Genomic DNA, 26,494 nt, shown 5'->3' on the forward strand with positions numbered 1-26,494 from the left:
GAGGCAGCTGGCGAATATTGATTTTTGATAATCAGTTTGAAATCAGACGTTGCCAGATTGCTGACACGTATTTGACCTGGTGAAGTGCGTCTGAAATAGCCTTATGCGGTTCTCCTTCAAAAGGGATCTCATAGCGAGGCGTACAACCCACAGCTTTACCAAGTTCGACGATGGTTCTTACGTCACGATTGTTCCAGAATTTCCAGGGGCGAGGGATCCCGGTTCGGTCGTATGAATTTTCAAGCAGGACGTTATCGAAGCTGGATCCATTTCCCCAGACCTGTACTGAATCCTTGCCGTTCGCTGCATTCTCGGCGATAAAATCCTTGAACTGGAGGAGGGCATCATCCAGTGGGATGGCATGATCCATAACAATCTCTGAGCGAGCTTCAGGAGTTGCTTTCAACCAGAAGAGGATCGTAGAGGCATCAGGAACGCCGCCCCATTCCATAGCCGATTCGAGAGAGATCACCTTATAAAACTCAGGTCCCGTCTGGCCGGATGCTGGGTCGAAGAATACCGCTCCGATGGAAACTAATGGCGCGTCGGGCTTTTTGCCCAGGCTTTCAACATCTACCATAAGGTGCGTAAAGAGCATATCAGCCGCATCATCATTATGATGACCGGAATTATTATTTAGGGCAGTTGCGTTGCTATCAATTTCAGTAGGACTTTCGCCTGCGATAACTTCTTCCTGGCCCTCTGATAATGGAGCGTCGTTCGTGGTTTCATCATTGCCAGTTTCTTCCATCTGCACATTGCTGGTGGTCTCCACTTCCTGAATTTCTTCTGCTGATATTTTAGTTACAGCGTTAGCCCGCTGAAGGGCGCCTTCTTCACGAACCCGCTTCAAATTTTCTTCGTGAGTTGCGGTCGGTTGGCGGTGGGCACTGTCCCATTTTGGATCTGCTGGGTCACTGATACCCGGGACGAACTCCCCACGACCGACAGCAAGCTGGTGATCAACATCATCAGTTGATTGTTGCGCCACATCAGTCATTGGTACAGGCAAGGAGGAGCGGCCACAGGCGATATCAACCAATGTTTGATCAGGGTGCGCATGATCGGTTTCAGTCATGACACGATTAAGATATTCGAGGTGTTTAACCGGATCTTTCCAGAGATTTTCTGGGGTGGTTTTTACTGTTGCAACGTTACAGGCGCGGGAATAATCCATACCCCCTGGCATTTGGTCAAACAGTTTGCATGTCGCCAGAAACTCGTCCAGAACATCATCTTCGCCAGGCCAGTTGAGATTCATGATGGCATTGGCTTTTACGTCAATTTCAAGAGATGGAGCGTAAATATCAAACTCAAACCGACGCGCCAGTAGCCCCATTGCTAATTCGTAATCTCGGCCTGTTTTAGTTAGTGGTGTCAGTCGGTCGGTTTTATTACCGCCGCCAGCATTCGCGCCGGAAGATGTTCGGTTAATCGCGCTCACCCGATTACCCTTACCCCATTCTTTAATCAGCAGGCCACGATCTATGTAATCTGTCTCTGCCCAGATTCTGGTGAAACGGAGAACCAAAGCGAGTTCGTGACGCTTCTCCTGGCTGAACACCTTGCGAATGGCGTCGGTGTAGCGCCAGAGGTCTTTGGTATCGTAACCCTTAACTTCCTCGCAGTTTTCTGCCGCCAGCAGCAGGTTCTGAACGTAGCTGTTGTCAGTGTCCATCTCCAGCGCGCTGATAGCTTCGTATTCTTCGCGGGTTACGTGGTGGCGCAGTTCGTCGGTGGTGAACTGAGCAAGAAGCTGCTTACGGAACGGCATTCTGCACACTGGATAACGGGTGTTTTCATCATCGTGCTCGCCGATCTGGATACCATCATGAGTTGCGAGATGATGACCAGTTTCAACCCCGGCGTCGCTGGTTCTTTCTGATTTGAGCAGAGTAAGCTTTCCGCTCCTCCACTCTCTCACTAACTCATTGCGGTCGCCGGCATCTACTCTCAACCAGTCGGCCATGAAAGTAGCAAGTAGCTTTACTTCGTGCTCTTCATCTGGCGCGAATACCTGCTTAATCGCCTGAATCAGTTTCCACTCAGCGTTCAGGCTAAGTTCGGCAACTTCAGGGGTTTCATTCTTCGCCAGTAGCAGATTCTGGAGATAGGTGTTGCCTTCATCCAGTGATATTTCGCTGGCAGCCTGCTGCTGCTCTTTACTGATATGCGTCTGATATTTGTCGCTGGTCAGATGGAAGGCAAAACGGACCGCTGGAGTGCGGTTTTCAAGCGTCACACTCTCGTCGATAGTTTCAACTTTAACGGTCGTTTCCGGAGCGGCAGTATTGTCCACGGCTCCAGCAGACTCAGCAGTTGCCTTCGGCAGCCAGGTGCGTCCATCGTCCTGCAATTCGTAGCGTTTGCACCATGTGTAATCTACTGCACTTTCTTCAGGCAGGTCGTTATACACCGGAAAATCGGTGCGGACAGGCTTGACATAATCCTTGCCGCGGCCGGTTTCAATGCCTGCATCTTCCAGCTCAACATCCAGCTGCAAATTGGCGCGGGCTTCTGATTTAGCGGTGAACCAGATCACGGCATCCTCTTTGCCTGATTTCTGGGTTGCTTTAATAAAATAGAAAAATTCCATATCGGGTCCTTAATTTTGGTTGTAAGATACCCGCAGCTAATGATTGCCGCCTTGGGTAGTGGTCATTGGTCAAAACTCGATTCCGGAAAGCTTTGGTCGGCTGACCGGGTACTTAACCCGCCTTGCGCGGGTTTTGTGCTTTATAAAGCGGACGGATCGCCTTTTTGGGCGAGGGTATAGCAAATGCGGCGAACAGCGGCCCAGAAGTAGGGCAGGTGCACGGCTTGGCGCCGGGCTGGTTTGCGTGCAAAATCGATCATAAATTTCCCCTCTTACCAAACTTCAGGCCAGCCTTTAATTACAGCGGCCAAACCAATTTCTGAATTTTTCTCTTCTGGGTGCAACTCAATATGACGCTCTTCAGCGATTCGATCTGCATCCTTCCAGTCCTCTGCTTTTACCCGATAAGTGCGGTAGCCACTGCTACAGCTGACAACGACGGTGTACTGCTTTTTAGCCACGGTGAGCCCCTTATTTGCCATTGACGCCAGGCTGGCGGAACGTTGAAACCTGCTGCGCATTTCTGATTGGTCATCTCATCCGGTGTTTCGTATGCCGCCGGCAGCTACTTCGTGGGCGTCCTGCCTTGATGACCGTGCTGTGTTTATAGTAAAACTTAAATCGTGATATTATGTCAACACGTGATGTGTTTTTGCCGGGTAAATTTTTTTGAGGTAGGGCGTTAAGAAACAAAAAAAACCAGCCGTCAGGCTGGTTTCAGTGATGCTAAGGGCGATCAGTCTTCAGAAGATTTAAAACGACCACGCAGATACTTTTCCACATAGTCATCAATTTCTTTCAATCGAACCTGAAACAAATCGATCATCCTTTCTTGCTCGGCTTCAGGCAGCTGATCAAACAAATCAATCAATTTTCTGTGTTGCGGAGTTATCCACTCCTGAGTTGATTCGGGCCCAAATATTAGCTCTGCCGGTGGTATTCGTAGAGCTTTTGCCAGAGCGATCGCATCATCAATACCAATAGCTCTGCTAGCCGATTCATAATTGCCAATCCGAGATTGAGCCCACCCACACAGCTCTGCGAGTGCCTTCTGAGACAGTCCCTTTTGTTCTCTGGCTTGTTTAAGCCGCGCAGCAATTCGTTCATTTGTATTCATAAATTCTTTTTACCACGTAGCGTGTTATCACTCAAAAACATATGGTGTTGACATTCAAACACGTAGCGTGTTTTAATTCCGTCCATCGATAAGCACGAGGTCAAATATGAACAATATAGCGAGTGAGAGACAATCTCTCGGACTAACACAAGAGCAATTGGCGTTGATGTTTGGGTGGCGCCAATCGCGCATCTCGAACTATGAAAATGGCACTCGCAAACCAAATCTGAGTGATTGCCGCCGCATAGTCGAAAAATTTAATGAGCTCGGGTCTCAATGTACCCTCGATAGCATTTTTCCACCTAACTCACATAAGGAGTGAGGCATGCAACAGATCCCTTATGAACATTCTATTCCCCAGACTTTTATTTCTTTGAAAACAAATAATCAGTTTGCTCCTACTCGAAGAGACTCGATACGCAGTCGCACCATCTTTGAGGCTGTTCGGGAGTGGGAGTCAACGTTACCAGGACAGGCTCAGGAAAATATCGCGCAACTGGTGGCTGAGCAGTGGTCGAAGCGTGGTGGGCGCGGCATCGCGGTTAATAAGCAGAATCTTTTCCGGTACCTGAAAAACGAAAGTGGGTCTGATAAATACACCGCTTACGTCATGCAACTTTCTGGCGCAATCATTGCTGCCATGCCTATTCAGATCGCCCGAAAGCACGGTCTCAGTAAGGCAAAGACAGAAACCGAATTGGTGGCGAGCGCAATCAAAGAATGCAGCGAGGCACACCAGGCGAAACTTCTCGGTGCTCCGTTACAGAAGCTTGAGAAAGAAATACGTGAAGCGGCAATCGCCCTATTCAACATGCTACCAGCTGAGACGGCGGGACCACTACTGGCGAGTATTAGCGCCGTAGCGCCGCAATTTTTTTAATCGAGTTTTGACCAATGAAATCAACCCGGAGGCTTCATGAGCATTGATGCAATGCGGTGGGCCAAAAAAGTTAAAACCGGAAAATCTTCCAGCAAGGCGATATTAACCTGGCTGGCTGATATGTGCGGTGCTGACTTATGCGCTTATCCATCTGTCGCTGCGCTTGCAGAGGCTACTGAGATGGACAGAAAGACTGTGCTTGCAGGATTGCAGCATCTACAGGAAATCGGCCTTGTTGTGGACACCGGGGAACGGCGTGGCAGGACTAAACAAATACCTGTTTACAGGCTGGTGGGTGTTGAAGAAAGCATCCCCGATGCAGAACAAGCCCGAAATCGGTACCGTTTAAACGGTACCAAAAAGGGAACTGTTCAACGAAATGATCCCGATAACGGAGCTGTTAATGCGAACAGTACCATTAACGGGACTGTTAACGAGGATAACAATACCAAAATCGGGATTGTTAATAGTTTGAATTTTAACCAAAGAGTACCGTTTTTCCCTTTAAACAGTCCCAAAAACGGGACACGGAATCTACCAAGGAACCATAAAGATCTAAACCCCACACATAGCGAACTGGTCGAACCTGCTATTCCAGATTATCCGAACCAACCCGGTATCGGATTTGGACCACAGCATTCATTCGGGAAATTCCAGATGCATCAGGCCTGGAAACCATCAGTCGATTTTGAACGTCAGGCGGTTTTGTGGGGGATGCCGTTGAAGGCGGGAATAAATTTTGAAGCGGAACTGAGTAGTTTCATCGCTTACTGGCAAGCCGAAGGGAAAGTTTTTCATCAAATCCAGTGGGAGCAAAAATTGGCCCGCCATCTGGATCGCGCAAAGGTCCAGACAAAACCACAATCCGGAGGTACCGACAATGCAGCAGTTCGATCAGAACCAACAGCATCCCGAGCTGTTCAGCAAATTCAATCAGCACACGCAGAGTGGCGACGCCGGAACGGACTTGATGGCGACGGAAACGGCATGGCGGCTATGGCAGGTGATGGGGGAAATCTTCTCGAACCGATGGACACAGAAGAATGGGGCAGAGCCTACGGCCCTCTGGATAGCTCAGATAGGTTCGATGACTGAAGCCCAGATTAAACTGGTTTGCCAGCAGTGCATGGAGCGCTGCGCGATAGGTAACACATGGCCTCCTGATCTGGCTGAGTTCGTATCGCTGGTTTCTGAGAGTGGCGCTAACCCGTTCGGGCTTACATCGGATCGGGTGATGACTGAATACCGCCGTTGGCGTAACGAGTCATATCGTTTTTCGGGAAGTGATAAATACCCGTGGCCGCAGCCGGTTTTGTACCACATCTGCATCGAAATGCGCAGGACTGGCGTAGAGCGCCAGATGACTGAGGGGGAACTGAAGAAACTCGCTGAGAAGTTATTGACCAAATGGACGAAGCACGTGAGTAACGGGTTGTCGGTTCCACCAATCCGTCGCCAGCTTGCTGCACCGCAGCATCCGGCAGGGCCAACTCCGGCACAGCTGCTGATGGAAGAGTACAAGCGCCGCAAAGCGGCAGGTTTAACCAACTAATCGAGATTTGACCAATGACCAAACCATTAACCCAGAAAGAGCAGGTGGCGATTTTCGTGCGCTACCAACCGGACAGCGCAGTTGGCGACATTTGCGAAGCACTGGATATGTCCAGCGCTGCATCAGGGAAGTTACTGCGTGAGTTAAGCAATGAAGGCGTGTTAGTTCGTGCGCGTAGCGGGGGCCAGTTTATGTACACCGCGGCACCAGATGCCGTTATTCCGGATGTGATCCTTCCCTGCATGGTGGAAAAAAGCGATCCGGTCAGGATGCAATCCGCAGAGCAGAAAGCGAAAGCACTTGAGGAAAAGGGGTTATGGCGGCGAGCAGCAGCTGTGTACACCGACATGTTTGGGATCGCCGGCAGCGCTGTAGAGGTAGCTCGAATAGCGAAGCGCCGGAAAGTTTGTCTTCGCATGGCAGGGAGGGCGTAACCGATGGCAAGAAAGAAAACCGACAAAGAACGCACCCTGATCATCAACCGGATTATCGAACTGGTGAAGGAGCAGGGACGCATCACCACGAATGATGTCGTTGCGATGTTCGGCCTGCACCGGACCACGGCGGAGAAATATCTTCGCGTAGCGGTAGAGCAGGGTGGCCTGGTTCGTCACGGGCGCTGCGGTATCTTCCGTGACCTGCGGGCAACAATCGACTTTGACCTGAAACGTTTTTCGCACAACAAGGCGGCTGCATGAGCAAAATTACCAAAGAATTCACCAAAGAGCAGTTGATTGCGCGTACAGAAATGCGACTCGCTATGGTTGCCGGATTCCCTGAGAGCAAGCTGGCGCAGATGGATAAATGCCTGGCTAAAATTGCGCAGGCAGTGTTGAAGGCCGAGCCGTTCCTGTATGCCATAGCTGATTCGGAAGGCGAGGCGCATTTAGATGAGTTCTGCGTTGCTTATGGCGAGGATGCCTTAGTCTCAGAAATTAGCGCCCTCAACGAAATGGCAGAATCACCGGGAGAGGAATACAAAGCGGTACCTGTGTACCGGCTACCAATGCTGGAGGGATTGAAGTGATGAATGCGCCCCTAAGAGAATGGCTAAATAAGACTATCATGGAGCTTGAAGAAGAGCGCGATGCGACGCCAGGCGCAGTAAACGAAGATGCGGCCATGGCGCTGGCGGCGATGAAGATTACGCTGGCATCGCTCGAGGCGGAGGCTGTGGCTGAGGTATGCGAGGGATTTACCCTGAGATATATCGGTCACGGACCTGCGCCAAAGTCCGGGGTGCATATCGGAGACAGGCTATACACCGCCCCGCCAGTCCCGGTATCTGTTCCTGAGTGCTTTGTCAGGTTTCATGAAGCTGTTAAGAGCAGGCATCATGGAAGAATGCCAGAAGAGGTGCAGAATGCTTTTGATGCGTGCGCCGCCATGCTTCAGGGGGCCGACGGCAACATTGGAAAACCGCTAACCATCAAACTACCTGACATCAGTTCAAAGGCCTTCTGGAGCGGTACCGGGAAGAATGAGACCTTCCACCCTGAAACCTACCGCCGCTGGGTGAAAGAAGCTATCGAAATCAGCTGCACCATCGCCCGTGTCGATGTGGAGGTGAAATAGTGGATCCTTTGCTCGAATACGCATGCCGACGGGTTACCGAACTGGAAACCCTTCTGCTGGTGGACGTGCAGGATACCGTCTGGCCTGCCGAGGTCGGAATGGTATACAGCCAGATTGAAAACGCCGTGGATCTCCCGGCACACCACCAGCGCCGCCTGAAACATCACATCAACCGGATGTGGCTTGAGAAAATGCCGGTACCGTCGATTATCGTTGCTGCCCGTTCACTGGCCACCGCCATGGAGGAATACGCGTGAGAGAAATTATTGTTGATAACTTTGCTGGCGGCGGCGGGGCGAGTACAGGCATTGAAATGGCTATCGGGCGCAGTGTGGATATTGCGATCAACCACGACCCGAACGCCGTTGCGATGCACACCACCAACCACCCGGACACGTTGCACTATTGCGAATCCGTCTACGAGGTCCGGCCAAAGATTGCGACCGCCGGCCGCCCGGTTGCGCTGGCATGGTTTTCTCCTGACTGCCGTCACTTTTCGAAAGCCAAAGGCGCAAAGCCCGTTGAGAAAGCGATTCGCGGACTGGCATGGGTTGTACTGCGCTGGGGGCTGGATGTTAAGCCGAGAGTGATGAAACTCGAGAACGTCGAAGAGTTCAAAACGTGGGGGCCGCTGCTCGCCGGGGAAATGCGGCCGGATCCTGCCCGCGCTGGCGAAACTTTTGAGGCATTCATTGGCATGCTGACCACTGGCATATCAGCGGATCATCCTGCGCTGGCGGAATGCTGTGAATTTCTGAATATTTCGTTGGACAGCGAGGAGGCTGCACGTCTGGTAAAAGGCCTGGGCTATGCCGTTGAGTATCGCGAGCTTCGTGCCTGTGATTATGGTGCCCCGACGATCAGAAAGCGTTTCTTCATGGTTATGCGTTGTGATGGGAAGCCGATTGTATGGCCGGAACCAACGCATGGGGATCCGAAATCTCCAGCAGTGCAGGCTGGGAAACTGGCGCCGTGGCGAACAGCTGCTGAATGCATCGATTGGTCGATTGCCGCGCCGTCAATTTTTGGCCGTAAAAAGCCGCTGGCAGAAAATACGCTGAAGCGGATCGCCCGGGGAATTCAGCGTTTCGTCCTGGACAATCCGACGCCGTTCATCGTGAAGTGTAACCATACCAGCACCCGTTCGGGTTATGACTGTTTCAGAGGCCAGAGCCTGAATGAGCCTTTGCAGACCATCACAAAAAAACACGGCTACGCAATCGCAGTACCGCACCTGACGAAGTTCCGCACGGGTGCCACCGGGCAGGAAGTCACTGAACCGGTACCGACGATTACCGCAGGTACATCGAAGCGTCCGGGCGGCAACGGGCATGCACTGGGCATGGTAGAAGCCGCGCTTACACCTTTCCTGGCTGGTAACGGCGGCAGTGAATATCAGGCAAAGCCGCGCCCGGTGGAAAAGCCTGTGCACACAATCCTGAAGCAGTCACGGGCGTGCGTTGTTGCCCCGGTTATCGCCCGGCAGTTCGGCGCCAGTACAGGACATCGGGCAGACGAACCCAGCGCGACAATCACTGCTGGTGGTGGCGGGAAATCACAGCTGGTGGTACCCACGCTGATTCAGATGGGCTATGGCGAACGCCCGGGGCAGGAGCCGCGCGTGCTGCAACTGGATAATCCGCTTGGTACCGTTACGGCAGGCGGCAATAAATTCGCCACTGTGAGCGCGTTCCTGGCGAAGCACTACGGCGGGAATTACCAGGGCGCTGGCGTGGACATGGACGAACCGATGCACTCTGTGACAACCGTCGATCACCATGCCGCGGTAACCTCTCATCTGGTGAAGCTGCGTGGAACCTGTCGGGACGGACAGCGCACCGACCAGCCAATGCCGACCATTACCGCTGGTGGCACGCATGTGGGAGAGGTGAAAACCATGCTGGCCGTAGACGGGTATGACGAGCAGCGCGCGCAGCAGGTGCTGGAGTTCCTGCGCGAATATTGTGGCCCGGACAGCACTGGCCTGGTGACGCTGGATGGGGTAGTTTATCGCATCGTTGATATTGGCATGCGCATGCTGCAACCGCATGAGCTATACCGGGCGCAGGGCTTCCCGGAGTGGTACATCATCGACCAGGATTTCCGGGGCGTGAAGTACGCAAAGGATAAGCAGGTGGCACGTTGTGGAAATGCAGTTCCTCCGCCATTCGCTGAGGCGCTGGTGAGGGCAAATCTGCCAGAATTATGCATGCCAAAAGTACGCGCTGCGTGAAGCATATGCTGTTAGTTTTTAATCCTCAAAACAACTTTACTAAGAACCCGCCACAGGCGGGTTTTTTATGTCTGTACGAAAAAAAATCCATGAGAAACATATAACTGGCTTTGGCAAAAAGTGCTTTATGCGGGTTGATCATTTTTATTTTTGGGTGTACTGTTTTTATATCCAGTATGTATATTCATACAGTTATTCGTGTGAGATGAGGAGATTCTGCTATGGCCGTTGATAAGAAAAAACCTGTTCTGTCCGACAAAACAAAACCTTCAACAAGGGAAGAAAAAGAAAAGGCGCTCACAGCTGCAATGGGACAGATCGAAAAAGCCTTTGGCAAGGGAGCCATTATGCGTCTTGGTGACGGTTCACATTTAAATGTTGAAATGGTTCCAACTGGTTCCCTCGGGTTGGATATTGCCCTGGGTGGTGGTTTTCCGGTTGGGCGTATCTCTGAAATTTACGGCCCAGAGTCATCTGGTAAAACTACGGTAGCGCTTTCAGCGATTGCCAGCGCACAGCGTGAAGGCCGACAGTGTGCTTTCATCGATGCTGAGCATGCTCTTGATCCCCGATATGCACAGCAGTTAGGTGTGGATATTGATAATTTGCTCATATCCCAGCCTGACACCGGCGAACAGGCACTTGAAATTACAGATGCGCTGGTTCGTTCCGGAGCCGTTGGCCTGATTGTCGTAGATTCCGTGGCTGCCCTGGTGCCTAAGTCTGAGCTTGAAGGTGAAATAGGGGATGCGCAGATGGGACTTCAGGCGCGAATGATGGGGCAAGCCATGCGCAAACTTGCGGGAGAGGTCAGTAAAACAAAAACCATCGTTATTTTCATCAACCAGTTACGCATGAAAATAGGGGTCATGTTCGGTAATCCTGAAACTACTACCGGCGGAAACGCCCTTAAATTTTACGCCTCCGTTCGTCTCGACGTCAGATCACGAACCATCAAAGAAGGTGACCAGATCACCGGTAAAGACACCACGATAAAAGTCGTCAAAAATAAAGTTTCACCACCATTCAAACAGGCATCCTACCGTCTCATGTTCGGTCAAGGGATTTCTCGTTCCGATGAAATTCTTGAGCTTGGCGTGAAGCTTAAATTGATAAATAAAACAGGTGCATGGTACGACTACCTTGGTGAAAAGCTTGGTAATGGCCGTAATAACGCCGTCACCTGGCTTAACGAGCATCCCGATATAGCTGCTGAAATTGAGGGGCAGATCCGGGAAAAAGCACTTAACAACGATCCTGATTTAACCGCAATTCAGAGCGCTTCAGTCGAGGAAACCATAGAAGTGACTGACACCTTTGAAAACGAGTAATGCGGAACTGGTAGAGAGAAAGATTAAGAGGAGGGGGCATGGAGGATCTACCGGATACCGGTTTTGCGTTAATTCGTTGTGCGGACAGGGCGGTTATAGCTTACTTTGAAAACTTCCCTCGGTGCGACCGCGCCCTGATGTATCGCAAAGGGGACATGTTTTCGTTCATGCCTCTCAGAGAAGATGAGATAGTTGGCTCTCCGTCCCTCTTCACCAAAATGCTGGAGAAGGCTGGCTACCGTCCTTCTCCGCCCTCTGGTATACTTTCGTAGCTGGCCTGAACAACCGGCACCTGCTGCGCCACTGGAGAAAAACCATGGCGCAAACAACCAAGACAAAATTGAACTCAATTCCTGCTGGCGAGCTTTCAGGCTGCGCCGGCTTAACTATATCCCCTGAGACACAACTTACCCCGAGACAACAGGAAGTGTTGGATCTGCTCGTGGATTTTGTGAATACGCATGGCTACCCCCCAACCTGTCAGGAACTGGCGAATCTGCTTGGTGTTGCTTCACCTAACGCAGCGCTGACCCACCTCCGTGCATTAGAGCGAAAACGCATTATCACACTGGCACCAGGAACCTCTCGCGGGATCCGCATTAACGGGCGTAAAGAACCGGTTATGGCCGTTCAGTTACTGCGTGAGCTGCTCAACAACGAACCCGGCGCCCGGGCTCGTGCAATTGAATATCTGAAATTATCCGGGGCCATCCAATGAAAAAAAGCTGGTTCACCCACACCGGACTGACAACGGAAGAAGCTAATGAGCTGGTAGCTCGCTACGAATCCAATGGCGTAACCGTCGAGAAAAGCCTCGATATAGATCCGCGGTTCTGGTTAGTCAGCGCATATCTTCCTCAGTTCGTCTCATCGCAGAGAGCACAGCAAAACATGCGTTCACGCGGGCGGAGGTAAAATAGGGATGCGCGCTCTGTTACATCCGGTGATTGTTCGTGAATTAGGTGTTGTGTTGCTGAAGCCAGGCAAGGAGCTGCTGAGTTTGTTTGGGAGCGGAAGAGTCTTGATCGAACGTCAGCCTGCAAGCATGTCGGGATACCAGACAGGCCGCGTTCCTGATGCACGGCAACCGTTAGCTGAAAACGAGCAACTAAGAACTTTCTTTCTGAATGAGAATGTCATTCGTGCTGCGGGCGGTATACGTGGGCTTGATTACTGGTTGCTCCACTACGGTGGGGGCAAGTGCCAGAACCCTCGTGGCGATTATCACTATCATGAGATGACCGTAATGCATCATGAACCCGGCTCGATTCTGCTATGCGGCTACTGCGACAATGAGTTACGTGATCAACACACTGAGGCACTGGCTGAGCTGGCGTGCCGGAATATAATCGCATTTGTTCTCGATTCTGTCCGTATTTCTCTTGGCATGGACAAGGCCAGGGAGATCTCGCTCGCAGAACTCAGCTGGTGGGCAGTTCGTGCCGGCGTTACTGAAGCACTTCCCGAATTTGCGGCCCGTGAAGCGCTTCGCCTGCCGGAGGACAGCAAGATTGGGCGCGAAAGTGATATAACGCCAGGGATACCGGCCACCAGCATTCTCGCTGAGAAAGTCGCCGCTGTTGACGTACCTGACATCATGGCCGAACCGCTGGTGGGTGTGCTGGTGGATCCTGCTCCTCCGCAGTCCTTCATGCGTCGCCCTAAACGTCTGCGCTGGGAGTGTCGCGAATATCTTGATTGGGTGAAAACTCAACCATGCGAATGTTGCCAGCAGCAGTCAGATGACCCACACCACTTAATTGGATGGGGGCAGGGTGGCATGGCAACCAAAGCCCATGACATTTTCGCGATCCCACTCTGCCGTAAACATCATAACGAACTGCATAACGACCGGCGGGCATTCGAGCGTAAATATGGCTCGCAGCCGGAGATGATTATTAAAGTGCTGGACCGGGCCTACGCGCTCGGCGTTCTGGCGTAAGGATTAAAGATGATGACACCACGTCAACGCCGTAATCATATTGAAGCGCTGGGTAAAGCAGCAATGGCACCACGTAAGAGCTGGCTGGGTAAAAGTATTCTCCTTAATGATATTCAGTCCGGGTGGATTAAATCGCTTCTGACTGTATGGGGCGAATTTGTTCGCGGCGGTACGGCCCCAGCGAAACCGTGTGGTCATTCGTGCTGGAATGTGCTCAGAGGCAAGAATTGGTCTGATAAAGCACTGGAGCGTTTTACCGCGGCTTTGAACCAGGCAAGGGAGGAAGGTTACCGTGGCGAGCAGGCAATGAGGCGCGCGCGCTCAATACTCTGGCCTGAATCCCCGGTCAGTGTAATTGACCAGGCTATGAGCAGTGATGACGCTAAATTCATGGAGAACGTTATTCTTCAGGCGTTTGATTTGAAAGATCCTGTTTTTATCGTTGGACGTCAGTATTACACCACGCGTAAGAAAATAGCGGACATCACCAGAGATTTGCAGCATCTGGCACCGTGGTTGACAGATTCGGAAGCCAGAAAGCGGGTGCGCTGGTGCCTGGAAATATTCAGGGCAAAGGTTTTTTTGTCAGCGCGGAATGCTCTGAAAGAAATTTCATGAGCGTCACGGTTTAGCAAAAAGTGCTATTTGTGCGATGAAACATTGAAAACGGGCCAGAAAATCAGATAATCCATTCATGCTTGGCAGAGCTGCGCCACGATGGCAGCGATGTAAAGCGACAATATGAAAAAACTTGAAACCCCGCCTGCCGGGGTTTTTTGTTATCCGGCGATACGACAGGGGTATTCGCGAAGGTGCATTGCACCAGTACCCCTGTCATATCGTCGTTGCATCAACAGTGCTGAGTGCCCACTGGCACGCCTTGAACTTACTTTACCCACACTCCTTATGCTGTAATCGGTTAGCACTGTAGGTTGACTATAAAATAGTTGGCTATTGTGTGCCTAAGATGTAGTATTACCTCATAGGTAAACAAATAAGTTGCAAGTTTTCCTACGTTGAAGAGTTTTTCTATATTATGAGGTGATGTATGCCACAGCAGCTGCTGAATCCGGCAAAGGTAACTGAAGTTTTCGCTCATCTGAACGAAACTCCAGATAACCGCGCCCTGTATTCAGAGCTAGTGAACGGCAGCGACGTCACATCCGATGTCAAAGGCGTTTCACTGGCTCCTGGATACCGAGTTGTCCGCGTTGATGACCGAAAGAATGGTGAGATTCCACAGGCGCACTTTGAGCTTGCACTGATTAACGATCTCACTGAAGAGGTTGTTTACTATAATCGAGTAATTATACAGCCAGATAGTTACTTGAACTGCCGTCCAGTTACCCAGATTCTTGTATGGAGAACACAGAAGCCTAAGCACCGTGCGGTTCTGCATGACTTCGCTGGCATCATCTTCATGAATTATCTTCTGGAGCGTTATGATATTATCGTTTCAGATCGCAACCAGACCCATGAGGGTATGTCGTTCTGGCAGGCAAGGATGTATGACGCTCTGGAAATTGGTCTTCATCTTTATGCTTATGACATGATTACATGTGAACTGATTGAGATGCATGATGAGATTGAGCTTGAAAAGGGCGAGACTTGGTTGTGGGGAGATGCAGACAATTTCCAGAATCGGTTAGCCATCATATCCAAGTACAATTTACCGTTAGAATGATAAAAGCCCGCATCGCGGGCTTTTTATTGTTTGAGCAAATCATACGGGCTCATTCAGGTGGACCTTTTGCATACCTGAAGGCCGCTAGCAGGCACTGTTTAGTGCAATGTTTTCCCTGTTTCCGTAGCCCGCGCCAGTTAGCGCTTTTCAGTCTTCGATGATATGGTCCCTAGAGTGTCTGAAAAGCGGTCCAGTTTTGAATGGCGCTGCTTTCTGCAAAATTGCTGTGTAAAAATACTGACCTTGGGATTCAGCGCTCATCCAAAAGCATCTCGTCAAAATCCAATTAACCTCGGGTGGGTTTGTTGGATGAGATGCCTCAAATTGAAGTAAACCCGTCCATACTCTATTTTTTCTATGGCTACCATTCGGTGGCCTTTTTTTATTCCCCTCAATTTTCTGAGAGGAGCCACAGCAAAAAGAGGGGGGCTTAATGTCCGATCCATTAACAGGAGCCGGCGCAGTTCTCGGCGGCGGCCTTCTGGGTTCAGTCCTGTACGGTTTCTTTACTCATACAGATTTCGGTGTGGTGTTCGGGGCGTTCGGTGGTGCAGTGTTCTACGTCGCGACAGCAACAAACCTGTCCCGTGCCCGACTGGCGGCGTATTTCCTGACGTCGTTTATCGTTGGGGTGCTTGGAGCGGGGCTTGTTGGCTCATTGCTAAATACTGCTTCGCACTATGAAAAACCGCTGGATGCACTGGGCGCAGTGATTCTGTCTGCCCTGTGTATAAAAATCCTCACTTATCTTAACAACCAGGATCTGAACAACGTGTTCAGGCTTTTCTCGCGGCTACGCGGGGGAGGAGGAAATGGTAATTGACCCGTCAGCAGTCTTTAATGCGTTTATCTGTGCGGCCATCGTCATCGTGCTGATGTTTTACCAGCGACATGGCGCCCGGCATCGTCCCTTTATTTCTATTCTGGCGTATATAGCCGTGCTGGTTTACGCAGCTATTCCCTTGCAGTTCATCTTCGGCCTGTATCGTGATTCGAGCTGGCTGGTGGTGGTAGCAAACATTCTTATCTTCGCCGCCGTCCTGAAGGTTCGTGGAAATATGGCGCGGCTGGTTGATGTACTGAGGCACTAATGAACCAAACACAATTTCAGAAGGCGGCAGGCATAAGCGCCGGGTTAGCTGCGCGCTGGTTTCCGCATATCGACGCCGCTATGAGGGAATACGGCATCACCGCACCGCTAGATCAGGCCATGTTTATTGCCCAGATGGGGTATGAAAGCACCAGATTTACCCGGCTGGTGGAGAACCTGAATTACGCGGTTGAAAATTTAGTGCCGACGTTCGGTAGCCACCGCATCACTCAACAGCAGGCCGCAGCACTTGGCAGAACGGCAACGCAACCGGCAAACCAGAAAGCGATCGCCAATCTGGTATACGGTGGAGAGTGGGGAAAAGAACACCTTGGCAATCAGGTTGCCGGTGATGGCTGGAAATATCGCGGTCGCGGGCTGAAACAGGTTACCGGGCTGAGCAACTATCGCAGTTGTGGCCACGCGTTGAAACTGGACCTTGTTACCCACCCGGAGCTGCTTGAACAGGATGAATACGCCGCGCACTCAGCTGCGTGGTTTTATGCGTCCCGCGGTTGCATGCTTCATTCCGGGGACGTGGAGCGCGTGACGCTGCTAATCAATGGCGGCCGCAACGGGCTGGATAAACGCCGCGCGCTGTTTAACCTGGCGAAATCAATTCTGGTGTGAGGTGAGTGTGGGTATCGAAACGATAATCGGGCTGGCCGCACTGGTCATTTCCGCTATTGCCGGCGCTTTTGGCCTGGGCCATATCCGCGGCACCAGCAAAGCAGAGGCTAAAGCTAACCAGCAACGCACTGAAGATAACGCAGCTGCAACGGTCACAGCAGCCGAACGCCGGGTAGATGCAACGAAAGAGGCTAGCAATGTACAGCAGAATGTTAACCATATGCCTGGCGACGATGTTGATCGCGAGCTGCGGGACAACTGGACCCGTAAGGGTTGAGGTAGTGGATACCGCTTGCGACTGGGTTAAACCCATTTACGGCACAGCGCACGACTGGGATGTGCTAGACCGCCAGACGAAGCGCGACATCCTGGCGCATAACAAAGCGTGGCAGGCGAACTGCCAGAAGTAGGAGTTACGCATGCTGCTGTTGATAGTTCCGTTGCCTTCCGCGAGCTGAGGTACCTCCAAGCTGTTCTGTGGATTAATCCTTTACTGTCGACCATTGAAAAGGCGAATAACCAGTTGAGTAGTCTCCGGATCTTGAACGAAGCAGAGGAATAGAGCTGAGAAGAAGTGTGAGACCTAACGTGCGGTTTTAACACTTTAAGATTCACATTTTGTAAACTTTTGCTATATTGCATCTGATGCCAGCGGTCGTTTCCTTATTAGAATAAATTGTTATCGTGTTGGCAGTTTTTTTATGACTACACGGAATGATGCTATGTCAGAAGTTGCAGCGGAGCTAGCCGAGCAGACTTGGCCTGATTTTTATCCAAATGGTGTTCCTCCAAAAACGGCTGTAGATGCTGAGGGTGAGTTTTATCGTTTGGTTAGAGCTAACCCTCCGACTCCAAATTGTTTCCTTTCTACCCATGAAGAGTATCCGAATAGACATAAAAAATGTCGCGGAGAAGCTCTCCAGTGCGTATATGGCACATCTTTTTTTTCTGAAGAACGAGGTGCTAAAGATGCAAAGGCTAAGTTTCCAGCGGCGTTAGGTGATCGTACCGTCGCTAAAGGTAACGTCATGCCATTCATGGGGGTCATGAAAAAGACTTTTGCGGATCCTGCTCACTATACAATATGGCTTAAGGTAAATAGCTGTATCCATGAGCATTTTGCTTGTTTAGGAGAAGGCGCATGAGTAACGTTTTTCTGCCTAATACAATGATGGGGACTCTGCGTTATAAAAGGGTGTATGAGTTTTTCGAAGAACCGCGTTTCTTTTCAGCAGAAAATGAAGTTAATTCATTATTTGTTGTTTATTGGATTGGTGAAGACGAGGACGCCGATAGCTGGTATGTTATCCCTGTATCTCCAACGCGATTGGAGTTGATTGAAAGAAAAAGAATTGATTTGCGTTCAGTTTTAATTGATCAGGAACAATCATTTTACTATGAAGTACGCGCCCCTTATGATCGGGAAGTTGCGCCTACATGGAATGTTAAAAGCGTAGATGCCATCTATGATAATGCTTTGCCAGCTCAGGGGCTGTTTATTAGCTCTGTGGTTCCAGTCTTAGAAAATGGTCGAATCGGTGAAGCAATTAAATATTCAACACATGAGATTCATTTAGAAAAAAGCTCAAAGAAAAGCGCTGGAAATTTGGTGCTAAGTCACGTTTCTAATGTGTGTGATAGCTTTAGTGCGTTATATGACAGTTTGCTGGAGTTTAGCGGTCTCAAAGATAAGCTACGTCCAGTTGATGCTCGTCCTGGTTCGTTCATTCTTTCATTCCAAGCTGAAAAGCTGAACGTCTATGAAGAGATTTTACGTGATTTGAGCGCTCTTATTGAGCGTCGTGCTGATATAGTTGATTTCATACAAAACAAAGGGATAGACATCCAAGCCTTTTCTGATTTGCTACAGTCTATTGTATCGACTGGAACAAATATGGAATTAAAAAGCAATCAGACTGGTGAGGTTATATTTCTGCTGACTAAAGCAGGAGCCGAGTTCTATCTTAGGGTAATTAGTAGGATGTCTGCACTTGCAGTTAGTGGACATCAAATTCCGCAGGCAGATACTTTAGAAAAGGTTTTTAAAGTTGTTGAAGTCAAATGGAGTGGTGGGCCTTGTACCGTAGAGAATACAGGTTTGCAAGAAAGGCACGTCTATTATTACCTTCATGCTGCAAAAGTTTTAGGATTGCTGAATGCTAATGGCCATGTAACTGCGATGGGGCAAAAATTAATTCAATCTGGACAAGAGAACCAATATAAAATTGCTGCGAGATGCTTTGAGGTGAGTCATATTGGTTGGGCTTGGATTAACTGGTCCGAAGTTGAGAATTTATCCCAAATAGATCCTGATACAGCTGAGGAATTTTTACTTGAACAGTGCAACTCATTAAGTAAAGACACTATTGCCAGAAGGTCGCGTACTCTTAGACATTGGGGTAAAGAGCTTAAGGAAAAATATACCCCGCTCTAATCCAAATATATAGTATAGCAATTCCAGACCCCGCTAATGCGGGGTTTTTTGTTGATAATTTCTGCCATTTGTGCGGGTCCTCCTATCGATTATGGACACCGAGGGGGCGAGGACACGCGGGAAACGGCTAGTTTTTTGCATTTTATGGGTTTCATCATCATCTGTTTAACCTCTTGATATTTCAGTCCTGATCATTAGCAGGATGTCGAAATGACTATTTTTTGTTCACCATCATGGATAACGAACTCAAAAATTTTCGGCTGAATATCACGCAGCTGGCAGCCATTACCGATCTGCACCGCCAGACGGTCGCGAGCAAGCTTGCAAATGTTCAGCCGGCACCGGGCAGCAATCCGAAACATAAGCTTTATGCCATCACAGATATCCTCAGGGAATTGCTGACGAGCACCACACCGTCGGAGCTGGTGGACGTCGATAAAATGCTTCCCCCTGATCGTAAAGCCTGGTTTCAGTCGGAGCGTGAAAGGCTCAAGTTTCAGCAGGAAACAGGGGAGCTGATCCCGGCGTCAGAAGTCACCAGAGAATTTTCCTCCATGGCAAAAGCAATGGTTCAGGTGCTGGAGACGTTACCCGACATTCTTGAACGAGACTGCGCCATGACCCCTTCCGCAGTTGTCAGGGTGCAGCAGGTTATTGACGATCTGCGCGACCAGATAGCCCTCAAAGTTGAGCAGGCCGACTCACCAGAACAGGAGGATATGCCAGAAGAGGAGTAAATCATGCGACAGGCCACGGCAGCGGAAGTCAGGCGTAACGCTTCCGCCATTCTCAAAGCCCCGCGCCGTATGCCTGTGGCTGAGGCGGTTCAAAAATTTATGCGCGTACCTATGGGAGCCGGTAACTCGGTACCGTGGGACCCTGCTGTCGCTCCCTATGTGATCGAGCCAATGAACTGCCTCGCGATGCGTGAATACGATGCAGTGGTGTTTGTTGGACCTGCACGAACGGGGAAAACGATCGGCCTGGTGGATGGCTGGGTTGTATACAACATTGTCTGTGACCCGTCCGATATGCTCGTCGTTCAGATGACCGAAGAGAAAGCGCGTGAGCACTCTAAAAAACGTCTGGCGAGAACGTTTCGTGTCAGTCCTGAAGTGGCGAAACGCCTGAGCCCGTTGCGAAACGACAACAATGTGCATGATCGTACTTTTCTGGCGGGCAACTATCTCAAGATTGGCTGGCCTTCCATCAACATCATGTCCTCGTCAGATTTCAAATGTGTAGCGCTCACCGATTATGACCGCTTCCCTGAGGACATCGATGGCGAGGGTGACGGTTTTACCCTGGCTTCCAAGCGTACCACCACCTTTATGTCCGCCGGGATGACTCTGGTGGAGTGTTCGCCAGGCCGGGACATTCGCGACAGCAAATGGCGCCGAAAGTCTCCCCATGAAGCACCACCAACGACAGGCGCGCTTTCGCTGTACAACCGTGGGGATCGCCGTCGCTGGTACTGGCCGTGCCCGCATTGTGGTGAATATTTTCAGCCTGCGATGGAGGCGATGACCGGATACCGTGATGTACCTGATCCGGTAAAAGCCAGTGAGTCGGCTCATCTGCTTTGTCCGCATTGCAGCACCATTATCACCGCAGATAAAAAGCGCGAGCTTAACGGTGTGGGTGTCTGGTTGCGTGAAGGTCAGAGTATTGACCGGGACGGCAAGATCTCCGGTGAGCCACGCCGTTCGCGCATAGCGTCGTTCTGGATGGAGGGGCCCGCAGCCGCGTACCAGACCTGGGCGCAGCTGGTATACAAACTGCTGACTGCTGAGCAGGAGTATGAGGCTACCGGCAGCGAAGAAACCCTCAAGGCGGTTATCAACACCGACTGGGGGCTGCCATACCTGCCGCGCTCGGCCAGCGAACAGCGACGCGCCGATGTGCTGATGCAGCGTGCGGAGGATTACGGTAAACGCCTGGTTCCGCCGAAGGTGCGTTTCCTGCTGGCGGCCGTCGACGTTCAGGGCGGGAAAAAGCGCCGTTTCGTCGTGCAGATAATTGGTTATGGCGAAAACGGTGAACGCTGGCTGGTGGATCGCTACAACATCCGCCAGTCCCTGCGCTGCAATGAACATGGCGAGGCGGAGCCAGTCCACCCCGGCGCGTATCCGGAGGACTGGCAGCTGCTGGTCTCCGATGTGCTGGAAAAAACTTACGTACTTCAGTCCGATCCGACGCGGCGTATGCCGGTGCTGGCTATGGCCGTCGACAGTGGCGGTGAGGAAGGGGTGACAGATAATGCCTATAAATTCTGGCGCCAGTGTCGCCGGGATGGTCTGGGTAAACGTGTCTATCTGATCAAGGGCGACAGCACAAAACGCCAGAAAATTATTACCAAAACTCACCCGAATAATACCGAACGCAGTGACCGTCGCGCTGATGCGCGTGGCGAGGTGCCGGTGTATCTGCTGCAAACCGACCTGCTCAAGGATCAGCTCAGCAATAACCTTGATCGTGAGACTCCCGGAGCAGGCTATATCCATTTTCCCGACTGGCTGGGGGAGTGGTTCTACGAGGAACTCACCTACGAAGAGCGCGGCGTGGATGGCAAATGGCGTAAGCCAGGCAAGGGCGCCAACGAAGCCTTTGACCTGTTCTGCTATGCCCACGCCGTCGCGGTTCTGCGCGGCTACGAAAAAATTCGCGACTGGGAAAAACCGCCTGCATGGGCTGAGCCGCAGGATCTCAACCCAAATATTCATGAAGGGGAACGCCCCCGGGAGATAACCGTGAAAAAAAACAAAACCGTTCAGCCGCAAGTCAGGGCTGAGCCTGAGAAAGAAAACACGCTTTCCGGCAGCTGGCTGGGATCTTCCGGTAGGGGAGGAGGCTGGCTGTGAAGAAAGACGACATCTGGAGAACGCTGGTGATGGTGCGCCAGGCCTACCAGGACTCGCTGGACGGCAAGAGTATTTCTTTCACCGGCGTAAACGGTCGCGCCATTACCAACCACGATCCGAAAGCGCTACGCGATGAGCTCGAATACTGGGAACGTCGCTGGCGCGAGGTCAACCGCCGTGGTGGTTCGTACAAACTCGCTAACTTTCTGTAAGGCGTTCTATGGGCATTCTTGAAAGAACACTGAGGGCAATTTCCCCCGGGTGGGCCGCGGCACGTGAGCGGGATCGACTCCGGCTTAATGCGTATGAAGCGGCAAATCCGTCACGGCTGCACAAGGCGAAAAAGCAAAGCCAGTCGGCGGACACCTCTGTGTTTGCAGCAGGTCAGTCCCTGCGGGAACAGGCCCGGTGGCTTGATGAAAACCATGATCTGGTGATCGGCCTGTTCGACAAAATGGAAGACCGGGTGATAGGTGCCCACGGGATCCATGTTGAGCCTCAGCCCCTCGATCTGGAGGGGAATCTTCATTCCGATTTCGCCGGGAAACTTTCGGCGCTCTGGGCTGAATGGTCCGTGCGTCCTGAGGTGACTGGCATGTTTACCCGCCCGGAAGCTGAACGCCTGCTGCTGCGTTCAGCACTGCGTGACGGGGAAGTGTTCACGCAACTGGTCAGGGGGAATGTGCCGGGCCTGCAACATTCCACCTCCGTACCGTTCTCGCTGGAAATGCTGGAGGCGGATTTTGTTCCGTTCAACCTTAACAGCACCGCCGGCCAGCAGGTTCGCCAGGGCATCATCGTGAACAACTGGGGACGTCCCATCGGCTACCGCGTTTACAAGTACCATCCGGCCAATATGACGCGGTTCAGCGCTGAACTTAAAACCGTCTCAGCTGAAAACATGCTTCACCTTGCGCAGCGCAAGCGTCTGCACCAGTTGCGCGGTATCAGCCTGATCCACGGAGTCATTACCCGTCTTTCTGACATCAAGGATTATGAAGAGAGTGAACGCGTCGCCGCCCGTATTGCCGCCGCGCTGGGGTTCTATATCAAGCGCGGTGACGCGCAGTCTCTTGGTGACGACGGGGAGTTTTCACCTCCCGGCGGCCAGCGTCATTACGATATCGCCCCGGGCATGATTTACGACGATCTGCGCCCGGGTGAAGACCTGGGCATGGTGGAATCAAATCGCCCGAATGTTCACCTCTATGAATTCCGAAACGGACAGATGCGGGCCGTGGCCGCAGGCACGCGCGGCAGCTATTCCAGCATTGCCCGGGACTATAACGGCACCTACAGCTCCCAGCGTCAGGAGCTGGTGGAGAGCTTCGAAGGGTACAACGTCCTGCAACAGTGGTTTGTCGGCCAGCACAGCCGGCCCGTTTACCGCGCATGGCTGGCAATGGCGTTGCTGAGCGGCGTTGAAGTGCCGCCGGATGTGGATCCGAATTCTCTCTATAACGCGCTTTATCTCGGCCCGGTGATGCCGTGGATTGATCCGGGGAAAGAGGCTAATGCCTGGAAAGCCATTGTTCGTGGCGGTGCTGGTACCGAAGCGGAATGGGCACGGGCGCGGGGTAAAAACCCGCAGGAGGTTAAACGCCAGCGACTGCGTGAAACCGAATTTAACCGTCAACACGGGCTGGTGTTTGATTCCGACGCCGCCAACGACAAAGGAGTGATGCCAGATGCAACGGCAAAAACAAAAGACGATCGGCGCGAGCCGGACGATGATGATTAACCCCCGCGCCAGCCTGGCGGGTGTCGATGCGGCGAACGGTCAGTGCTGGTACGAAATCCGCGCGCTGTCTTCCGGGCGCGTCGAAATCTTCCTCTATGACGTGATCGGCGGCTGGGGCATCACAGCCCAGCAGTTCGTCGCGGACTGTAAAGACACCGGGGTGTTTGACGCCAGCGCGGTGGATTTGCATATCCACAGCCCCGGCGGCGATGTCATGCAGGGATTTGCCATTTACAACACCCTGTCGCGGCTGAAAGCGAAAGTGGATATCTGGGTAGACGGGGTGGCGGCCAGCATGGCCTCAATGATTGTCTGCCTGCCTGGCGCCACGGTGCACATGCCGGAAAACGCCTGGATCATGGTCCACAAACCGTGGGGCGGGATCGCCGGGGATTCTGATGAAATGCGTGATTACGCCGCGTGGCTTGATCGTAACGAAGCCCTGATGCTCAGCGCCTATATGAATAAAACGGGACTGGGGCAGGAGGAGCTGGAAGCGATGCTGAAAGCGGAGACCTGGCTTAACGGGGCCGAGGCAGTGGAGAAAGGTTTCGCTGACACGCTTGAACCTGAACTACAGGCTGCGGCCTGTGTTAATGAAAATAAACTGAAGGATTACCAGAACATGCCAGAACAGATTAAAACTCTTTTTGCGCCGCGCGCCGAAGCTCCGGTGAATCAGCCACAGCAGCCTGCTCCGGTACAGCAGCCCGCGCCGGTACAGGCGAACCTTAACCCGCCAGCGCCACAGCAGCCCGCACAGCAGATGACTAATATCGATATCACCGCGCTGGCCCAGCAACTGCAACAGCAGATGCAGACGGCAAACGCAGAACGCGTGAACACGGTTTCCGCTGTTTTTGAGGCGTTCCCGACTTTCACGACGCTGAAGGCAGAATGTCTGGCCGACTTCTCCTGCACGGCGGAAAAAGCCCGTGACAGACTCCTCCAGGCGCTGGCGGCAGGGACTACGCCGAGTGCCGGTCCTGGCGCTGTTCATCTTTATGCCGGAAACGGCAATCTGGTCGGTGACTCCATCCGTGCTGCGGTAATGAGCCGCGCGGGCTATGCGCAGGCTGAAAAAGATAACGCCTACAACGGTTATACCCTGCGTGAACTGGCGCGAGCTTCCCTTGTGGATCGCGGGATCGGTATTTCAGGTGCGGGGACAGCACAGGCGATGGTCGGCCTTGCGTTTACCCACAGCAGCAGCGATTTCGGCAATATCCTGATGGATGTGGCGCACAAGGCGGCACTGATGGGCTGGGACGAGGCCACTGAATCATTCGAACAGTGGACCCGTAAAGGTACCCTGACTGATTTCAAAACCGCGCACCGCGTCGGTCTGGAATCACTTGCATCGCTTCGCAAGGTCCGCGCCGGGGCGGAATATAAATATGTCACCATCAAAGATCGCGGCGAGCCGATTGCGCTTGCGACCTACGGCGAACTTTTCAGCATTGACCGCCAGACCATCATTAATGATGACCTGGACATGCTGACCCGTATCCCGCAGGCAATGGGCCTTGCCGCGCGTGCCACCGTGGGCGATCTGGTGTGGGCAGTTCTGACCAGCAACCCAAAAATGTCCGACGGCAAGCCGCTGTTCCACGCCGATCATGGCAACCTGGTCTCCGCCGATCTGAGTATCGAAGGCCTCGATACGGCGCGTAAGGCGATGCTGCTGCAAAAATCAGGCGACCGCCGTCTGAACATTCGCCCGGCCTACATGCTGACGCCAGTGGCCATCGAGTCCCGCGCTAACCAGCTGATCAAATCTGCAAGCGTACCGGGCGCGGACGCGAACAGCGGTATCGTTAACCCGATCCAGAACTTTGTGACGGTTTCCTCTGAGGCTCGCCTCGATGACAGCAGCCCGACGGATTACTACCTGACTGCCGCACAGGGACGCGACACCATTGAGGTGGCGTATCTGGACGGTATTGATACGCCATACCTTGAGCAGCAGCAGGGCTTCACCGTTGACGGTGCCGCGTTCAAGGTACGCATCGATGCCGGGGTGGCACCGCTTGACTGGCGCGGCATGGTTAAAGTCACAAAAAAATAACGACCGTCATCTGACGGTTTTTTATTACGGGGCGGCGCGTGCTGCTCCTTTTTTGTCTGGAGAGAAAAATGGCGAAAAATTATCAGCAGGATGGCAACACCCTTGATTTTCAGAATACCGGTGCGACCGATATTCATTCGGGTGATGCCGTGCTTTCAGGTGCGCTGGTGGGCGTTGCTCACGACGACATTCCGGCAGGGTTGTGGGGTGTGCTGCATACAACGGGGGTGTTCGTTCTGCCAAAAGCAGCGGAAGCGGTTACTGTCGGCCAGAAGCTCTATCTGGCAGACGGTAAACTGACTGCGGAAGCGGGTGAGGCGGCGGCTCCGAATCCTCTGGCGGGCACGGCCTGGGCTGAGGCGGCGGCGGATGCGGATTCTGTTCCGGTCCGGCTTGGTTACTGATGAACCGCTTTCGGCAACGCCTGTTAAAAGCGGATGCCCGGATATCCCGGGCATTTGCCGAAGAGGTGCCTGCTGTCCTGTCTGTCGGCGATGAGTTGCGTCCTGTTACCGTGATTTTCGAGACACCTGATGTCCCGGTTGACGTGCCCGGCGGGGGGCAAATTCAGGATCGCTCTCCGGCCTTCAGCGCGATGACCGCTGATATCGTGGGGCTTGAGAAGCACCACGGCGTGGAGATCAACGGCACGGCTTATCGTGTGACGCACATTGGTGCTGATGAAGAAGGCCGCACCCGCGTCACGCTGGCGTATGGCGCACCGGGTAAGGTGCAGCCGGACATCAATAAGTGGAGCTGA

At 52.3% G+C, this 26,494-nt stretch carries 32 protein-coding genes; 29 read left to right on the forward strand and 3 right to left on the reverse strand.

The annotated features are described in order from the left end of the window. Window positions 1-31: 31 nt before the first annotated feature. The 3 genes from ACOTZD_RS12370 to ACOTZD_RS12380 all read right to left on the reverse strand — a co-directional run bounded on the left by ACOTZD_RS12370 (window position 32) and on the right by ACOTZD_RS12380 (window position 3,713). On the reverse strand, window positions 32-2,596 hold the full coding sequence (locus ACOTZD_RS12370) for a 3'-5' exoribonuclease domain-containing protein (protein WP_421636277.1): 2,565 nt from the start codon (window positions 2,594-2,596) through the stop codon (window positions 32-34). Between the two features lie 272 nt (window positions 2,597-2,868). After that, on the reverse strand, window positions 2,869-3,057 hold the full coding sequence (locus ACOTZD_RS12375) for a hypothetical protein (RefSeq protein WP_126514699.1): 189 nt from the start codon (window positions 3,055-3,057) through the stop codon (window positions 2,869-2,871). A gap of 275 nt (window positions 3,058-3,332) precedes the next feature. Then, window positions 3,333-3,713, reverse strand: a complete 381-nt coding sequence (locus ACOTZD_RS12380; RefSeq protein ID WP_032658059.1) for a helix-turn-helix domain-containing protein — start codon at window positions 3,711-3,713, stop codon at window positions 3,333-3,335. 106 nt (window positions 3,714-3,819) lie between these two features. Here ACOTZD_RS12380 and ACOTZD_RS12385 point away from each other — a divergent pair, with 106 nt between their 5' ends. The 29 genes from ACOTZD_RS12385 to ACOTZD_RS12525 all read left to right on the forward strand — a co-directional run bounded on the left by ACOTZD_RS12385 (window position 3,820) and on the right by ACOTZD_RS12525 (window position 26,494). Beyond that, window positions 3,820-4,035: a helix-turn-helix transcriptional regulator gene (locus tag ACOTZD_RS12385; protein ID WP_072199678.1), complete on the forward strand. Its 216-nt coding sequence runs from the start codon at window positions 3,820-3,822 to the stop codon at window positions 4,033-4,035. Window positions 4,036-4,038: 3 nt separating this feature from the next. Continuing rightward, a complete protein-coding gene (locus tag ACOTZD_RS12390; protein WP_421636278.1) occupies window positions 4,039-4,593 on the forward strand; it encodes a toxin YdaT family protein in 555 nt (184 codons plus the stop codon). Between the two features lie 36 nt (window positions 4,594-4,629). Next, window positions 4,630-5,688 carry a DnaT-like ssDNA-binding domain-containing protein gene (locus ACOTZD_RS12395; protein ID WP_421636279.1) on the forward strand — a complete coding sequence of 353 codons (1,059 nt, stop codon included), beginning with the start codon at window positions 4,630-4,632 and terminating at the stop codon, window positions 5,686-5,688. After that, a complete protein-coding gene (locus ACOTZD_RS12400; protein ID WP_421636307.1) occupies window positions 5,600-6,145 on the forward strand; it encodes a replication protein P in 546 nt (181 codons plus the stop codon). Before ACOTZD_RS12395 ends, ACOTZD_RS12400 begins: the two co-directional genes overlap by 89 nt. A 14-nt stretch (window positions 6,146-6,159) precedes the next feature. Beyond that, complete coding sequence (locus tag ACOTZD_RS12405) at window positions 6,160-6,579, forward strand: PerC family transcriptional regulator (protein ID WP_421636280.1); 420 nt, start codon at window positions 6,160-6,162, stop codon at window positions 6,577-6,579. A 3-nt stretch (window positions 6,580-6,582) separates the two neighbouring features. Then, window positions 6,583-6,843, forward strand: a complete 261-nt coding sequence (locus tag ACOTZD_RS12410) for a DUF977 family protein (RefSeq protein ID WP_012132763.1) — start codon at window positions 6,583-6,585, stop codon at window positions 6,841-6,843. Beyond that, complete coding sequence (locus ACOTZD_RS12415) at window positions 6,840-7,172, forward strand: hypothetical protein (protein WP_421636281.1); 333 nt, start codon at window positions 6,840-6,842, stop codon at window positions 7,170-7,172. Before ACOTZD_RS12410 ends, ACOTZD_RS12415 begins: the two co-directional genes overlap by 4 nt. A 38-nt stretch (window positions 7,173-7,210) precedes the next feature. Next, on the forward strand, window positions 7,211-7,720 hold the full coding sequence (locus ACOTZD_RS12420; protein ID WP_421636282.1) for a hypothetical protein: 510 nt from the start codon (window positions 7,211-7,213) through the stop codon (window positions 7,718-7,720). Then, window positions 7,720-7,977, forward strand: coding sequence for a hypothetical protein (locus tag ACOTZD_RS12425; protein ID WP_288455962.1), 258 nt, complete (start codon window positions 7,720-7,722; stop codon window positions 7,975-7,977). The genes ACOTZD_RS12420 and ACOTZD_RS12425 overlap by 1 nt, the downstream gene beginning before the upstream one ends. After that, the gene (locus tag ACOTZD_RS12430) at window positions 7,974-9,953 is read left to right on the forward strand and encodes a DNA cytosine methyltransferase (protein WP_421636283.1); all 1,980 of its coding nucleotides are present in this window, start codon (window positions 7,974-7,976) and stop codon (window positions 9,951-9,953) included. The genes ACOTZD_RS12425 and ACOTZD_RS12430 overlap by 4 nt, the downstream gene beginning before the upstream one ends. Window positions 9,954-10,174: 221 nt before the next feature. Further along, complete coding sequence (recA, locus tag ACOTZD_RS12435; protein WP_421636284.1) at window positions 10,175-11,284, forward strand: recombinase RecA; 1,110 nt, start codon at window positions 10,175-10,177, stop codon at window positions 11,282-11,284. Window positions 11,285-11,600: 316 nt separating this feature from the next. Further along, window positions 11,601-12,002, forward strand: a complete 402-nt coding sequence (locus ACOTZD_RS12440; RefSeq protein ID WP_104879849.1) for a DNA-binding protein — start codon at window positions 11,601-11,603, stop codon at window positions 12,000-12,002. A 204-nt stretch (window positions 12,003-12,206) separates the two neighbouring features. Then, window positions 12,207-13,226: a DUF968 domain-containing protein gene (locus ACOTZD_RS12445; RefSeq protein WP_421636285.1), complete on the forward strand. Its 1,020-nt coding sequence runs from the start codon at window positions 12,207-12,209 to the stop codon at window positions 13,224-13,226. Between the two features lie 12 nt (window positions 13,227-13,238). Further along, on the forward strand, window positions 13,239-13,844 hold the full coding sequence (locus ACOTZD_RS12450; RefSeq protein ID WP_421636308.1) for a hypothetical protein: 606 nt from the start codon (window positions 13,239-13,241) through the stop codon (window positions 13,842-13,844). A 430-nt stretch (window positions 13,845-14,274) separates the two neighbouring features. Next, on the forward strand, window positions 14,275-14,910 hold the full coding sequence (locus tag ACOTZD_RS12455) for a hypothetical protein (protein WP_194514610.1): 636 nt from the start codon (window positions 14,275-14,277) through the stop codon (window positions 14,908-14,910). 433 nt (window positions 14,911-15,343) lie between these two features. After that, window positions 15,344-15,733, forward strand: coding sequence for a phage holin family protein (locus ACOTZD_RS12460; protein WP_059295865.1), 390 nt, complete (start codon window positions 15,344-15,346; stop codon window positions 15,731-15,733). After that, entirely contained in the window at window positions 15,723-16,001 is a 279-nt protein-coding gene (locus tag ACOTZD_RS12465) for a phage holin family protein (RefSeq protein WP_421636286.1), read from the forward strand. Before ACOTZD_RS12460 ends, ACOTZD_RS12465 begins: the two co-directional genes overlap by 11 nt. Beyond that, the gene (locus tag ACOTZD_RS12470; RefSeq protein ID WP_421636287.1) at window positions 16,001-16,630 is read left to right on the forward strand and encodes a glycoside hydrolase family 19 protein; all 630 of its coding nucleotides are present in this window, start codon (window positions 16,001-16,003) and stop codon (window positions 16,628-16,630) included. Before ACOTZD_RS12465 ends, ACOTZD_RS12470 begins: the two co-directional genes overlap by 1 nt. Before the next feature lie 7 nt (window positions 16,631-16,637). After that, window positions 16,638-16,907, forward strand: coding sequence for a hypothetical protein (locus ACOTZD_RS12475; protein ID WP_421636309.1), 270 nt, complete (start codon window positions 16,638-16,640; stop codon window positions 16,905-16,907). A 4-nt stretch (window positions 16,908-16,911) separates the two neighbouring features. Further along, window positions 16,912-17,040: a hypothetical protein gene (locus ACOTZD_RS12480; protein WP_421636288.1), complete on the forward strand. Its 129-nt coding sequence runs from the start codon at window positions 16,912-16,914 to the stop codon at window positions 17,038-17,040. A gap of 312 nt (window positions 17,041-17,352) precedes the next feature. Further along, on the forward strand, window positions 17,353-17,775 hold the full coding sequence (locus ACOTZD_RS12485) for a hypothetical protein (protein WP_156171092.1): 423 nt from the start codon (window positions 17,353-17,355) through the stop codon (window positions 17,773-17,775). Further along, window positions 17,772-19,064 carry a DUF6575 domain-containing protein gene (locus ACOTZD_RS12490; RefSeq protein ID WP_421636289.1) on the forward strand — a complete coding sequence of 431 codons (1,293 nt, stop codon included), beginning with the start codon at window positions 17,772-17,774 and terminating at the stop codon, window positions 19,062-19,064. Before ACOTZD_RS12485 ends, ACOTZD_RS12490 begins: the two co-directional genes overlap by 4 nt. A 233-nt stretch (window positions 19,065-19,297) precedes the next feature. Continuing rightward, window positions 19,298-19,801, forward strand: coding sequence for a DUF1441 family protein (locus ACOTZD_RS12495; RefSeq protein WP_023303457.1), 504 nt, complete (start codon window positions 19,298-19,300; stop codon window positions 19,799-19,801). Between the two features lie 3 nt (window positions 19,802-19,804). Continuing rightward, window positions 19,805-21,925, forward strand: coding sequence for a phage terminase large subunit family protein (locus tag ACOTZD_RS12500; protein WP_075553098.1), 2,121 nt, complete (start codon window positions 19,805-19,807; stop codon window positions 21,923-21,925). Continuing rightward, window positions 21,922-22,137: a hypothetical protein gene (locus ACOTZD_RS12505; RefSeq protein ID WP_421636290.1), complete on the forward strand. Its 216-nt coding sequence runs from the start codon at window positions 21,922-21,924 to the stop codon at window positions 22,135-22,137. Before ACOTZD_RS12500 ends, ACOTZD_RS12505 begins: the two co-directional genes overlap by 4 nt. 8 nt (window positions 22,138-22,145) lie before the next feature. Further along, window positions 22,146-23,666 carry a phage portal protein gene (locus ACOTZD_RS12510; protein ID WP_421636291.1) on the forward strand — a complete coding sequence of 507 codons (1,521 nt, stop codon included), beginning with the start codon at window positions 22,146-22,148 and terminating at the stop codon, window positions 23,664-23,666. Beyond that, complete coding sequence (locus ACOTZD_RS12515) at window positions 23,614-25,734, forward strand: ClpP-like prohead protease/major capsid protein fusion protein (protein ID WP_421636292.1); 2,121 nt, start codon at window positions 23,614-23,616, stop codon at window positions 25,732-25,734. The genes ACOTZD_RS12510 and ACOTZD_RS12515 overlap by 53 nt, the downstream gene beginning before the upstream one ends. Before the next feature lie 68 nt (window positions 25,735-25,802). After that, the gene (locus ACOTZD_RS12520) at window positions 25,803-26,138 is read left to right on the forward strand and encodes a DUF2190 family protein (protein WP_023303462.1); all 336 of its coding nucleotides are present in this window, start codon (window positions 25,803-25,805) and stop codon (window positions 26,136-26,138) included. Beyond that, the gene (locus ACOTZD_RS12525) at window positions 26,138-26,494 is read left to right on the forward strand and encodes a head-tail joining protein (protein WP_421636293.1); all 357 of its coding nucleotides are present in this window, start codon (window positions 26,138-26,140) and stop codon (window positions 26,492-26,494) included. The genes ACOTZD_RS12520 and ACOTZD_RS12525 overlap by 1 nt, the downstream gene beginning before the upstream one ends.

This window comes from Enterobacter cloacae complex sp. SHL022 (genome assembly GCF_049237785.1).
Classification (GTDB): domain Bacteria; phylum Pseudomonadota; class Gammaproteobacteria; order Enterobacterales; family Enterobacteriaceae; genus Enterobacter; species Enterobacter hormaechei_C.